We start from the raw sequence: 13213 nt of genomic DNA on the forward strand, positions 1-13213 counted from the left end.
GTCGAGGTTGATGACCTGTGCGCTGGGCGGCTCATCAACGGGGCTGGATGCTGCAGATGCACCGGACGCCGGCGTGGCCACAGCGGCACGCTTCGTGGCAGCCGGGCGGCCCGCGCCGATCACATGGCGATAAGGCGGGTCAAAGAAGAAGTCATCCAGCGGCACACTCAAAGGCGTGCGGCGCACACCCAGGTAGCCCGTTTTGGCGATGGCTTCGCCCATGCGGAAGTCGTGCACATAGCCATCGTGAATCGGCTCGGCCTTGGTGTTGTACGAGATCTCCCACAACTCGGGCAGATCCTTGAGCGCGACGATGAAACTCTGGCGTGGCGCAGCGTCGTACACGGCTGATACGCGAGAGGTCTGCTTGCCATCCAGGCTGGTGGCCGGGTAGATGCGCACCAGGTTCAACTGCGAATCAAACAGCACCACATTGCCCGGCAGGTAGTTGCCTGCCAGCACCCATTGGCCATCGCCCGATACGGCAACGTTGCGCATGTTCAGGCCTGCGCGCACTTCAGCGACCACGCGCAGTTGGTAGAGATCGTATTTGGTGATCCAGCCATCGCGTGAGCCGAAGTACACGAAGCGACCGTCCGGTGAGAACTTGGGGCCGCCGTGTAGCGCATAGCGGCTGGCGAAGCGGTGGATGACCTCCAGCTTGTCGCCATCGACGATGGAAACATGGTGGTCGCCGCCTTCCACGACCACGAAGAGGTTGAGCGGATCAGCCTTCCAGGCGGGCTTGTCTTTGGCCGTGGGCGCGGGCTTGTTTTCCGTGCGGGATAGGCGAATATCGGATTCAGCCCATGAAGGCGTGGGCTCAACAGGTGTGTAGATCCAGGTGGCCAGTTGATTGATCTGGGCTTCGCTGAGCTTGTCGCCAAAGGCCGGCATCTGGGTTGCCGGGCGTCCGGATGTGATCACTTTGAGTGCTTCGGCCTTGCGAAGGCGTTCGAGACTTTCAGGAAGCAACGCGGGGCCCATGCCGCCTGTGCGCTGTTCGCCGTGGCAGGTGGCGCAGTGTTGCTGGAACAGTTGATGCGGCGCGGCGATCGGGGCAGCCGATGGCGTCGTTTGCGGGCTTGTTGCGCTGGCAGGCGCTTCGGGGGCGCTGGCCTGGGTTTGTGCCGCGTGGCTCATGTCCCAGCCCATCAGCAGCATGGCGGCGGCGAGCAGTACGCGCCAGACAATGTCGGTACTCATCATGCCTTGTGCTTCTCAGTATTTGTTCATGGCTCTGTGGCCATGTGCGCCACGATGGGGATCACGCCTGGCTTGGTGGCCTGTGATGCAGCCGATTTGGGGCTGCTGAATGGCGTAACGGCCACGCGTGTGGCGGCGCCTGCGGGATGCAGGCCGATCTCCTGATCGTCCAGATAGCAGCCTGGATCCTCGGCCCACGGGTTGCCGGTGACTTGCTGCGCCCGCACCCTGGTGTTGCCGCCACACAGGTCCAGATGCACACAGCTTGCGCATCGGCCTTCCACGGGGCGAGGCTGGGTCTTGAGACCTGCCATCAGGGGATCGCTGGTGTCTGACCAGATCTGCGAGAAAGGCCGCTGGCGCACATTGCCCTGGCTGTGGTGCCACCACATGGTGTCGGGGTGCACGTCGCCCAGGTTGTCGATGTTGGCGATGTGCAGGCCTGATGCGTTACCGCCCCAGGCGCGCAGGCGTTCACGCAGGGCCGGTGCCCATTGCGGCATGTGTTCGCGCAGCCAGGCCAGCAGGTAGGGGGCGTCGGCGTCGTTGTTGCCGGTCACGTACTCTTCGTCTCGGCCTTCCAGTGCGGCTTGCCAGGCGGTGCGGAACAAGAGGTCCAATGCATCGCGCGTGGCGCTGAAGTGCGCATCCTTGGCGCGGTGAATGTTGCCGCGGCCCGCATAGTTCAAGTGCGAGAAGTAGAACTTGCTGATACCTTCGTCGCGCATGAGTGTCAACAGGGCTGGCAGATCGTGTGCGTTCAGGGCCGTCATCGTGAAGCGCAGGCCGAGCTTGACGTCGTGGGCCTTGAGCAGGCGCAGCGCGTTGAGCGAGGCATCAAACGCGCCTTCCAAGCGGCGGAACTTGTCGTGTGTTTCGCGCAGGCCGTCCAGGCTGATGCCCACGTAGTCGAAGCCGACTTGCGCGATCTTGTCGGCCATAGGGGCATCGATCAGTGTGCCGTTGGTGGACAAGCCGACGTAGAAGCCTTGATCACGCGCACGCTCGGCGATGTCGAACAGATCCGGGCGCAACAGCGGTTCACCACCTGAGAGGATCAGGACGGGCACGCGGTAGCCCTTCAGATCGTCCATGACATGAAAGACTTCGTCCGTGCTCAACTCGCCTGGATAGGCGTGGTCGGCCGACAGTGCGTAGCAGTGCTTGCAGGTCAGATTGCAGCGACGAGTGAGGTTCCAGATCACGACGGGGCCCGGTGGGCCACCTGCGCGCCGTGGCATGGGGTAGACGCCCTGGCTTTCGGCCTGGGCCACTTCGCGCAGGTATTGGGAGATGCGAAACATGGCGGGCTCCTGGTGTGGGCGCTGTTGTTGTTGACGGTGTCGGTGTCTGGGGCGATCAGGCCGAAGCCAGACGCAGACCGGTCTTCTTGAGGATGGCCGTGCTGTAGAGGATGTCGAAGCTGCGGCAGGCGTCGGCCAGCAGGCAATGGATGCGCATGGCTTCGCGCTCGACTTCGCTGCGGCTGTGGCCGTGCACCATGGCAAACAGGTTGTAGGGCCAATCCGGCAAGGCACGTGGGCGGCGGTAGCAGTGCGACACGGTAGGCAGCGCACCGATCTTGGCGCCCAGCTCATCCACGCGCTCGTCATCCACATCCCATACCGTCATGCCGTTGGCGGTATAGCCCAGCTTGTAATGGTTGGGCACGGCACCAATGCGCCTGATCAGGCCTTCATCGAGCATGCCGGCCATGCGCTCGCGCACCACGGCTTCGGTCACGCCCAGTTGTTCGGCCACCGCCGCGTAGGGGCGTGGCACAAGGGGCAGGCCGCCTTGCGTGGCGGTGATCAGGCGACGGTCGAAATCAGTGAGCGACATGAGGCTCTCCTTGGGGGCGTGTCCGTGCCACATATTGCTTGGCCAGCGCAGCCTGGGCGCTCAGCCGCAACTCGACGAAGAACTCGCGTTCTTTCGGGAAGGCATACACATGCAGGCCGGTTTCGGCCTCGATCTGGCGACAGGCCTGGTTGACTTGCTCTGGCGTTTCGCCCGCCACGACAAACCACATATTGAGCTGGTGGGTGCGGCGGTAGTTGTGTGCCACGGCGGGCAGGGCGTTGACCTGTGCAGCGACGCGGTCGAAATCCGCTTCGGGCACAGCAATGGCCGCCAGCAAGAACTGGCCGCCCGCCTTTTCAATCTGGAACAAGGGCCCGAAGCGCGTCAGCAAGCCGCTGTCGAGCAGCCTTTGCAATCGTTGCAGCACATCCGCTTCGCTCAGACCCAGGTCTGCACCGACATCGGCATAGGGGCGCTCGCTCAAGGGCAGGCCGCCATGCAGCCTGTCGATGAGCTGTGCATCGGTGGGATCAAGCAGCTTGTTCATGCCCGGCCTCCTGCCATGAAGGTGCGGTTTGCCCGCGAAAATAGCGACCACCGGTTTGCTTGTAGCGCAAGCCGCTGAAAAGGGTCTGGCGAGGCCGACCCGTCAGGCCGGCCTGGGTGATGGCGCGTTCGATGATGGCTCCCACAGTGTCGCGATCCTGGCCATGCACCATGAAGTACAGGTTATAGGTCCAGTCACGATGGCGTTCCCGGCGATAGCACAAGGTGATGCCATCTTGTGCCGCCAGCCGAGCGCCCAACTCATCAACCAGTTCATCGGGCGCATCAATCACGGTCATCGCATTGGCGCAGATGCCCAGGTCATGGTGACGCACCACCACGCCAAAGCGACGCAATGTGCCTTGAGTCAGCCAGCGATTCAATGTCTGGCGGATGCGTTCAGCTGGCCAGCCCAGCGCCTGGGCCCAGGCGTCATAGGGGCGTGGGATCAGAGGCAGACCTTCTTCCACCAGTGCGGCCAGCCGTTCGTCTTCCACAACCACAGGCACGGCGCGCTGCCGTGTGGCCGGGGTTGCCTCTCCGGGGTGGGCGGCTGGCCTGGTCTGGCGCAGATCGAATCCCAGATCGATGCGATAGGGGCGAACCATGGGCAGGCGCAGTGCAGTCAAGCCTGTGCTCTGTTCGAGCTGATCAACCTGTGCATGCACGGTGGGCCTGTCGCGTCCTGTGATGACAAACCACATGTTGTAGCGGTGCTCGCGTTCGTAGTTGTGGTTCACGCCGTCAATGGCGTTGACCAGTTCAGCCACGGCTTGCATGCTTGCGGCTGGCACGGACAGTGCGCAGAGCATGGCTGCGCCGCCGGCACCCGCGCCCCAAATGCCGCCAATGCGGCTCACGCTGCCTTCCTTGAACAGGCGCCTGTAGGTGCTCAACACCGTGGCTTCATCGCTGCCGCATTTCAAGGCGATGCCCGCGAAAGGCGCGTCGGCCAAGGGGAAATCGCGCTGCCAGTCATTGAGCAGGAGCTGGTCCAGAGCGGGACGGTCGGACAGATTCATGTCAAAACCCCATTCGTGCTGCGCGGCTGGTGAAGAAGATGCCGCTGGGTGAAGGCAGGCTTAGCGTGCCAAGGGTCTGGAGCGATTCGGTGTCGATGATGGACACGAGATTGGCATCACGTGACGAGATCCAGACGGCCTCGCCCCGTGGCGTGAATTCCATGTGCAGCACGGCCTTGCCGGGCTCCAGGGTCCGCACGATCTGTCGCGACTGCGTATCTATCACCTGTACGCGGTGGTAATCCGGCACGGCAAAGTTGACCCACACCTGGCGGCCATCCGGGCGGGCCATCACGAACACAGGTTGGCCGGCAACCGGGATGCGGCCTACTTCCTGCCAGGTGTCGGTATCGACAATCAGTACTTCGTGCCGCCCAATGGCCGGCAACCAGGCTTGCCGGCCAGCCACGGCCCAGCCACGCAGATGCGGCATCTTGTAGACGGGCAGGGCTTGCTGCCCCTTTCCATAGCCTTGCAGGATGCGACGAGCTTCGGGCTTCGGTGCCCACAGATCGATCAGGGCCAGGCCGTCTTCACCGAACAGGCCGGCGATGTAGTAGCGGCCATCAGGCGTGACCAAGGCGTCATAGGGCTGGTGCCCGATCTGGGGGAACTTCTGGACCTTGGGCAGTTTGGCGTCCGACACGTCGGCCAGCCAGATTTCATCGGCATCAAACAGAGAGAAGATGAAGCGGTGGCCAGGCAGGTCAGCCAGGCCCACCACACGTGAGCGCTTGCCGGGTGCGTATTCAGCGGGGATGTCAGCCACCAGCGCCAGGGTCTGCGCATCGAACACCTTGACGCCGCCGGGCTCGTAGTTTTGTGCTGCCACGAGCTTGCCGTCTTGCGAGATCGCACCGCCAATGCTGTTGCCTGCCTGCATGTTGCGGGCTTCGATCTGGCGGGTGAGGATGTTGACCTTGGTGAGGCCGCCGTCGCGTCCAAAGACATAGGCGTGAGCCTGATCGCGTGAGAACACCACGGAGGCGTGCGACAGGTCGCCCAGGCGGTTGATCTCGCCGAGGATGGTTTGCGAGCTGGTGTTGACCACGGCCACAGTGCCGTTGGCCCGTTCTATCACCACGCCCAGATCGCCAGAGCCCGTCGGTGCGGGGGCTGTGGCGCAGGCGGTCAGCAGCAATGAAATTGCGAAGGAGAGGATCAGGCGCACGGTCTTCACGGTTGCTTCACCTCAGGAAAGCCGCGCTGGAGTTGCTGTGCAATCCAAAGGGCATCTTGTTCATCGAGCATGCCTTGCCAGCCGGGCATCGGTGTGCCGTAGCGGCCTTGCAGGATGGTGGCCACGAGCGCGGGGATGGGGCGCTCTGCCAGGGATGTCGGGGTCAGCGCAGGGCCGAGGCCGCCTGTGAGGCGCATGCCGTGGCAGGAGCCACAGTCCTGTCTGACGATGTGGATGAGGGCTTGTTGCCTGGCTGCGGTGGGTGCTTGTTCAGGTGTCTGTGTCTGAGACCACGCACTCGCTGCTATCAGGCACGAAGCCCCCGCTGCGATCCTGATGCACGCAGCCAAGCCAGTCATGAACGGATGTGCATGGGGGCTTGGCTGCATGTTGGTCGCAGGTTTATTACTGGGTCTTCAGGATCTGATCAACGGCGCCCTTGAGGTCGGCGTCGCTGATCTTCTCGGCTGGGTGAGGTGGCATGGGGATGGGGCCCCAGTTGCCGGAACCACCCTTGCGGACCTTCTCGGTCAGTCTGGTAGAGGCTTCCTTGTCGCCCTTGTACTTGGCAGCGATGTCCTTGAAGGCGGGGCCCACCACTTTCTTGTCCTTGGCGTGGCAGGCCATGCAGCCGGCTTTGCCCATGGCTTCGTCAGGGGTGGCCATGGCTGTGGTGGCGCCCAGTGCCAGAGCGCTGAGGATCAACAGTTGTTTGATCATGATGTGTGTCCTTTCGCTGTGATCAGTAGATGTCGTGCTGGGTGTTGTTCACGTTGAAGTGGCCGGTAGGCGTGATCAGACGTGGGTCCTTGATGACCGCCTTCAGCTTGAGGGTCTTGTCATCCACCACCACAATGGCGGACTGCTTGTCCTTGGCCGACCACACGGCAAGCCAGACTTCATCGCCAGCCTTGTTGTACTCAGGTTGAACCACGCGCATGGCGCCGCCATCCTTGATGCCGGTCCATTCGGCGATCGGCAGCACGGTGTAGCCCTTGGCCAGGTTCTTGATGTCGTACACAGCCACGCTGCGCGAAACGGCTGGATCCGGGTTCAGTGGGTTGTCCACGTACAAGTGCTGGGACTTCGGATGGCTCTTGATGAAGAGTGAACCGCCGCCCTGGCTCTTGATGGTTTCAACCACCTTCCAGGCTTGTGCCTTGTGGTGTGCTGGATCCGTACCGATCAGCGAGATGGTGTCGTCACCCAGGTGACCCGTCGACCAAACGGGACCGAACTTCGGGTGTTCGAAGTTGGCACCACGGCCTGGGTGAGGGATCTTGCCCACATCGATCAGGGCCGCCAGCTTGCCTTCCTTCAGGTCCACGGCTGCAATCTTGTTGGATTGGTTGGCCGCGACCATGAAGTAGCGCTTGGTGGAGTCAAGGCCGCCATCGTGCAGGAAGCGGGCCGTGCCGATTTCGGTGGTCTTGAGCGCGTTGATGTCCGAGTAGTCCACCAGCAAGGTCTTGCCGGTTTCCTTCACGTTCACGACGAACTCAGGCTTGAAGTGCGAGGCCACGATCGAGGCCACGCGGGGCTCGGGGTGGTATTCCTGCTTATCGACCGTCATGCCGCGGGTCGCCACGATCTTGAGAGGCTCCAGCGTGTCACCCTTCATGATGGTGTACTGAGGCGGCCAGTAGCTGCCGGCGATCGCCAGCTTGTCCTCATAGCCCTTGTACTTGGAGGTGTCCACTGAACGGGCTTCCAGGCCCACGCGGATTTCAGCCACGTTGTCAGGCTTTTCCATCCATAGGTCGATCATGTTGATCTTGGCGTCACGGCCAATCACGTACAGATAGCGACCCGATGCCGAGGTACGCGAGATGTGCACCGCATAGCCGGTCTTGACGATGTTGATGATCTTCTTGGTGTCGCCGTCGATCAGCGCCACTTCACCCGTGTCACGCAGCGTGGTCGAGAAGATGTTGCTGATGTTGTAGCTGTTCATCTTCTTGGTCGGGCGCTTGTCGGGCGGCACGAGCACCTTCCAGGTGTCCTTCATCTGTGCCATGCCGAATTCGGGAGGCTGCGGAGGATCTTGCTGGATGTAGCGGGCCATCAGGTCCACATCGGCTTCGCTCATTTCACCGGATGTCATCCAGTTGGGCATGCCGGCTGGCGAGCCGTAGGCGATGAAGACCTTCAGGTAATCGGTGCCCTTGGCCAGGGTGATGTCCGGGGTCAAGGGTTTGCCGGTGGCACCCTTGCGCAACACGCCATGGCAACCCGCGCAACGCTCGAAGTAGATCTTGCGGGCCTTGTCGAACTCGGCCTGGGTCATGGGAGGCGCCTTCGGGTTGGCGCTCTGGTACATCGGCTCGTTGGCGAGTGGCGAGGTGCCTGCCTGATAGTTGATTTCAGGCTGCGAGGGCTTCTTGACATCTTCAGCCTGTGCCCCGAATGCCAGTGCCACCGTCAGGGCAGCAGCCAGTCTGGCCATGCGCGGAGTGTTCATCTTGGTTTCTCCAGTATCGATGGGGCCGGCGGACAACCTGGCCCGGTGCTGTGCCGTTAGGGTGTCAGTGGGGTGACACTTGCTTGGGGTGGCGACATACCCTCATGTAAAGCAAGGGCATGTTCGATCTGGTGGGTGGCCCTGTCCTTGAAGCAGTTCAAGAAATGAGGGGGTGTCTGCGGGTTGATGCGGATGGGCGACGGCTGCTGCGCTGGCGTTTGCGTTGCCTCAATCAAGACGGTTTACAAGGAGGAGGATAGACAGCGGGCATGATGCGCACTTGTGTGAACAAGGTGAGCGGCGGGATATGAGCCAGAGGTATGGCAAGGCCAGAATATGGGCCGTGGTGGTGGCGCTGTCGTCGGGGGGATCCGGCGCCTGGGCTGATGCCCCGAAAGATGCGTCCTTTTCGGGTGACGTGGATGGTCAATACAGCTATAACAAGTCGGAGTACACCAGCCGGCGCCTGACGTTGGCGGCCGATGTGGCCTACCTGATGCCCCAGCGCGAAGTCGATGGCGAGTTGCGTTTTGACAGGGAATACATCAAGGAAGAAGACAGCCCCCAGACCATCAACCGTGATCGCTATGACGCGAACGTCAAGTTCAAGCAGTTCTTTGATGACTCGCCTTACTACGCCTATGTATCGCCGCGGGTGCGCCACAACCGGTTTGGCTACTATCAGTCTGCCCAGGCCTTGCGCGCAGGGGCAGGGCGTAAATTTGGTGGCGATGGCAACTGGACCATCAGCGCCGAACTGGGTTCGGGTTACCGCGTGGCCCATTCGGAGGATGGTGACAACATCAGTGAAGTGCTTTACACCAGCAGCGTGAAGGCGAACTGGGATATCACCGATCAGTTGTCGATCAAGTTCAATGGCGTGCAGGAGCAAAGCCGACGCGAGACCTTCCGGACGATGGGACTGGCTTTGCGCAACAAGTTGACCAACCACATCGCCCTGAAGTACGAGGTGCTGTACCGCCGCTCTTACCCCTTTGACTCCAAAGAGCGGGATGGGGAGTTGTCGGCAGAGTTCGGCGTGGGCTATTCCTTCTGAGCGCCCTTGCGAGCTTCAGTGCGAGGTTTTCAGGGCGTAGTCGGCAGGTTTGCCCTTGAGGCCCTTGTTGACGAGGTAGCTGAAGTAGCGGCCGCCTGCTCGCACCTCCATCGCGCGCCAGCCGGGGATGCGGTAGCGCAGGGCTGTGGCCTTGTGCACGCCGGCTACGGCGCCGATCACCACTGCCCAGAGCGGGTGAGGCTTGATGGCCAGTTTGTCGGCCAGATCAGTACCGAGCAGCCGGCGTGAGATGGCCTCCAACGCACCTTGCGGCAGGAAGAACGGCGATTGCCAGGCCAGCCCCTGGTGCACTGCGGCAACCAATGTGCGACTGTTTTCATCGGGCGTCATCACGGTGCGTTGGAGCAGGTCGTACAGGCGCGCTTCATTGTCCAAGGTGTCGAGCAGCAGTGACAGATCCACGCCTTGCAGGTAGTTGCCATAGCGCCAGAGCAACTGGTAGCTGCGTGCTTCATCTTCTGGAATGACCACCCCCAGGCTGCGCATGCTGTTGATCAGCAGAGAGCTGAAGCCCAAAGCAGTCAGGCCCATTTGCTGCTGGTTGATGGGGCTGCCCAGTTCGTCACTGGGCCATTGCGCGCGCGCCATCACGTGGTAGCGGACCATCGCGTGCAAGAGGCGAACGCGGACAATGGCCTGGTGACCCGGCGCGCCCACTTCGAGTGCGCCCGCTTGCATCACGGCGTGGACCATGGTGGACGTTTCGAACAATCGCCTGACCACATCCTGCCGAAGCCGACCGGTATGCAATAGCACCTTGGCCGAACCTGGCGGCGTGTAGGTCACCAGCAGGCTCCCCAACACGAATGACGCGATGGACAAAGGCGCGCAACGCAGGAACAGTTCCTGGCCCTGGCGCATGGCCTGTGTATTGGCCCAGCTTGGCACGTGGCTGATCTGATCCATGAAGGACTTGTAGATGCCGCCGTCCTGCTCAGCCAGCTGTTGAACCTGGGAGAGCAGATCGCCGCCTCGGCGCCCACTCTGCATGAGCGTCGATATCACGGCATCGGCAAGCGGGTCGCCTTGTTGGGAGAAGTGCTGGTAGGCGTCGAGAGTAGGAAGCGGCACGATGTCACCTTGCTTGTTGTGTCATGTTGTGTGCAGCGTATTGACTCGTCTGCGCGCTGTCTTGACGTGGCTGACAAGCGCTTTTGACATCACCTTTACTCTTTTGGCACTGGGCTCAATTTGTTGACTGCGGCTGGCTTTTATCTGCGTTACCTGCTTGACGTGACCTCAGGATTGGGTATGAGCCTGTCGGGGCTCGTTGAGTCCAAGGGCGTGGTGCTGTCTGATCTGGCTGATCCCGCCTGCCGCGTGCCGCTGGATGTGATCGATGACGTCTTGCTGGAGGCAAGGCGAATCAGTGAAGCCGGGGCGCCCATGCCTTTGAGCTTGCCTCTGAGTTTGCAATTAGGCGGGGCAGTCACCCCCGTGGCACTCGATGTACTGGCCTACGCCAGCATGAGCAGCGGCAACTTGGGTGACGCCATTGGCCTGTTGTGCCAGTTCGAACCTTATCGCCTGGGCTTTGCGCAGTGCACACTCAGCGAGGAGGGCGATGATGCGGTCGTGACTTTGCATGCGCAAGGTGATGGGGCGGCGCTGCCCTTGCAGATCGAGGCGGCCATGGCCGGATGGATCGAGTTTGGGCGATGGATCACGGGCAATGTGTCTCACCCGCTGCGCATTGAATTTGAGCACGCCGCTGAAGCACCGCAGGCGCACTATGAAGCATTCTTCCATTGCCCGGTTCTCTTTGAGCGTGAGCGCAACGCGGTGCACATTGATCGTGCCTTGCTGGCGCACAAATTGGCCGCATCCAATCCAGATGTGTGCCGTCTCATGCGCGAGGAAATGCAGCGCCGCATCGAGCGCCATGCGCGTGGCGAGCAGTTCACCGTGCAGTTGGAGCGCGCCATCGAGGCTTGCCTGACAGATGGGGCTCCAACGCTGGAGCGCGTGGCCGAGGCCATGTCTCTGGAGGTGCGGGCATTTCGTGCGCAAGCCAGTGCGGCCGGGACCACCTTGAGCGCGGAGGTCGATGCGGTGCGCCAGAGGCTGGCGCGCCAATACCTGACCGGTGGCATACCGCTGGCAGACATCAGTCAACGTCTGGGCTACTCAGAGCAAAGCGCGTTCAACCGGGCTTGTGTGCGGTGGTTTGGTGTGAGCCCGGGCAGGTGGCGGGCAGAACGATGAGGCAACGATGCCTGGGGAGCCATGATCGTGGCGACCGCGACCATGGCTCCAGGCCACTTGCTGTCAATTCAACGCCTTGCGTGGCGTGCCTGACAGATCGACAGGCACGCAAACTTGATGCCAGCCAATTTCGGGTCATTGGCGAGTCTTCTGGCTTGGCCAGGCACCGTTTTCGCCTCACTTGCGCAGATGTGGTGCATCCCCCCGATTCACGGGTGGAAATTTGCATCGAACCAGCGCATTGGTGCAGTGCATCCAAGGGCGTTCACGGTGTTGCGCCGAGCGCGTCTTGTTGATACTGAAGTTGTTGCCTATGACTTGACTGCGGGTTGATCCGATAGGCAGGTCCCATCCCAGCGAGGCGGCCGAAAAATGCACATCGATCACGCACACGCCGATCACCTGTCCGAACAGGTCCTGACTGCCAGGACACGGATGCTTTTTTCGCACATTCCCATGGGCACGACGATCGCCGCGGGCCTGGGCGCCTTGATCGCGATCATGGTGGACTACATGGTCGATCAATCCTTGGGCCGGCAAGGATGGGGGTGGCTGACAGGCTTGCTCGTGCTGGCCAGCATCCACATCTCTCGCAGCATTCTGTATTTCCGCGCCAAGGACCGAGATCACCCCAGGTGGATGCGCAATATCAAGTTCAGCATTGCCGGACTGAGCATCTGGTGGGGCGCCATGCTGTGGATGTTGCCCATTCGCTCGCACATCGAGTTGCAGGCCACCTTGATCGGCACGCTCTCCGGGCTGGCTGCTTGCGGCGCGTTCATGCTGACAGTCGATCGCACGGCGGCCCGCCTCTGGCTGGCGCCCATGCTGGCCTCGGTTGCGCTGTACTGCACCACCTTGAGCTCGGTGCTGGGGCTGTTTGGTGCCATCAGCGTCACGGGCTTTCTGGGGGTGTTGTGGCTGGAGACGGGGCGCGCGGATCGCCGTGTGGGCGAGCTGCTGTTTCTGCGCTTCACGAATGACCGCATCACCGCATCCCAGGCCGTCGCCTTACGCGAGGCTGAGGAGCTCAGTCAGGCCAAGGGACAGTTCCTGGCTACCATGAGCCACGAGATGCGCACGCCGCTTCATGGCATCCTGGGCTTGTCTCGCTTGATCCGGGGTGAGCTGCGCAGCCAGGAGGCGCATGAGCGCATGAACCTGCTGGAGTCGGCCGGGCAGCATCTGCTGGGCGTGATCAACGATGTGCTGGACTATTCCCGATTGCAGGCCGGGCGCATCGAGCTGTCCCCCGCGCCTGTGAACCTGCCGGATCTGGCGCGCGAAGTGACCTCTCTGGCCGCTGTCAATGGCACGGAAAAGGGGCTGGACGTGGTGCTGGACTCCACCTTGCCGGCCGACTACATGGTTCATGCCGACGGGGGCCGACTCAAGCAGATCCTGCTCAACCTGCTGGGCAACGCCGTCAAATTCACCGAGCAAGGTCAAGTGATCATGCGCCTGCGTGAACTGGCGCATGAAGACGGTATGCCATCGCGCATCAGCCTGGCTGTGTCCGACACAGGCATCGGCATTCCGGAAGACGAACTGGCCCGCGTGTTCGATGCCTTCCATCAGGTCGATGGCCGTTACGAGCGCAAGGCAGCGGGCAGCGGTCTGGGCTTGAGCATCGCACGCGAACTGTGCGTGGCCATGGGCGGCGAGTTGAGCTGCGACAGCAAACCCGGGCAGGGGTCGACGTTCGAATGCAT

General features: G+C 61.9%; 13 protein-coding genes. 3 read left to right on the forward strand and 10 right to left on the reverse strand.

What is annotated here, in order from left to right:
* The 9 genes from EPO09_RS12705 to EPO09_RS12745 all read right to left on the reverse strand — a co-directional run.
* A partial coding sequence (locus tag EPO09_RS12705) for a nitrite reductase (protein ID WP_290643628.1) occupies nucleotides 1–1206 on the reverse strand: 1206 nt, incomplete at its 3' end.
* A gap of 26 nt (nucleotides 1207–1232) precedes the next feature.
* The gene (nirJ, locus tag EPO09_RS12710; protein ID WP_290643630.1) at nucleotides 1233–2510 is read right to left on the reverse strand and encodes a heme d1 biosynthesis radical SAM protein NirJ; all 1278 of its coding nucleotides are present in this window, start codon (nucleotides 2508–2510) and stop codon (nucleotides 1233–1235) included.
* Nucleotides 2511–2565: 55 nt separating this feature from the next.
* Nucleotides 2566–3048 carry an Lrp/AsnC family transcriptional regulator gene (locus EPO09_RS12715; protein WP_290643632.1) on the reverse strand — a complete coding sequence of 161 codons (483 nt, stop codon included), beginning with the start codon at nucleotides 3046–3048 and terminating at the stop codon, nucleotides 2566–2568.
* Nucleotides 3035–3547, reverse strand: a complete 513-nt coding sequence (locus EPO09_RS12720; RefSeq protein WP_290643647.1) for an Lrp/AsnC family transcriptional regulator — start codon at nucleotides 3545–3547, stop codon at nucleotides 3035–3037. Before EPO09_RS12720 ends, EPO09_RS12715 begins: the two co-directional genes overlap by 14 nt.
* Nucleotides 3540–4577 carry an Lrp/AsnC family transcriptional regulator gene (locus EPO09_RS12725; RefSeq protein WP_290643634.1) on the reverse strand — a complete coding sequence of 346 codons (1038 nt, stop codon included), beginning with the start codon at nucleotides 4575–4577 and terminating at the stop codon, nucleotides 3540–3542. The genes EPO09_RS12720 and EPO09_RS12725 overlap by 8 nt, the downstream gene beginning before the upstream one ends.
* Nucleotide 4578: 1 nt before the next feature.
* Nucleotides 4579–5748, reverse strand: coding sequence for a cytochrome D1 domain-containing protein (locus EPO09_RS12730; protein WP_290643649.1), 1170 nt, complete (start codon nucleotides 5746–5748; stop codon nucleotides 4579–4581).
* A 5-nt stretch (nucleotides 5749–5753) separates the two neighbouring features.
* Nucleotides 5754–6146 carry a cytochrome c gene (locus EPO09_RS12735; RefSeq protein ID WP_367200072.1) on the reverse strand — a complete coding sequence of 131 codons (393 nt, stop codon included), beginning with the start codon at nucleotides 6144–6146 and terminating at the stop codon, nucleotides 5754–5756.
* Between the two features lie 16 nt (nucleotides 6147–6162).
* On the reverse strand, nucleotides 6163–6423 hold the full coding sequence (locus EPO09_RS12740; protein ID WP_290643651.1) for a c-type cytochrome: 261 nt from the start codon (nucleotides 6421–6423) through the stop codon (nucleotides 6163–6165).
* Between the two features lie 76 nt (nucleotides 6424–6499).
* Nucleotides 6500–8218: a nitrite reductase gene (locus EPO09_RS12745; RefSeq protein ID WP_290643638.1), complete on the reverse strand. Its 1719-nt coding sequence runs from the start codon at nucleotides 8216–8218 to the stop codon at nucleotides 6500–6502.
* Between the two features lie 307 nt (nucleotides 8219–8525).
* Here EPO09_RS12745 and EPO09_RS12750 point away from each other — a divergent pair, with 307 nt between their 5' ends.
* A complete protein-coding gene (locus tag EPO09_RS12750) occupies nucleotides 8526–9275 on the forward strand; it encodes a DUF481 domain-containing protein (RefSeq protein ID WP_290643639.1) in 750 nt (249 codons plus the stop codon).
* A 15-nt stretch (nucleotides 9276–9290) separates the two neighbouring features.
* Here the strand turns inward: EPO09_RS12750 and EPO09_RS12755 are convergent, their stop codons facing one another.
* Nucleotides 9291–10367: an oxygenase MpaB family protein gene (locus tag EPO09_RS12755; RefSeq protein ID WP_290643641.1), complete on the reverse strand. Its 1077-nt coding sequence runs from the start codon at nucleotides 10365–10367 to the stop codon at nucleotides 9291–9293.
* A gap of 180 nt (nucleotides 10368–10547) precedes the next feature.
* On the opposite strand from EPO09_RS12755, the gene EPO09_RS12760 reads away from it, so the two are divergent.
* Nucleotides 10548–11501, forward strand: coding sequence for an AraC family transcriptional regulator (locus tag EPO09_RS12760; RefSeq protein WP_290643643.1), 954 nt, complete (start codon nucleotides 10548–10550; stop codon nucleotides 11499–11501).
* 456 nt (nucleotides 11502–11957) lie between these two features.
* Nucleotides 11958–13213 (forward strand): ATP-binding protein (locus EPO09_RS12765; protein WP_290643645.1); only part of this gene is annotated, 1256 nt, incomplete at its 3' end.

This window comes from Aquabacterium sp. (assembly GCF_004297345.1).
Lineage (GTDB): Bacteria > Pseudomonadota > Gammaproteobacteria > Burkholderiales > Burkholderiaceae_C > Aquabacterium.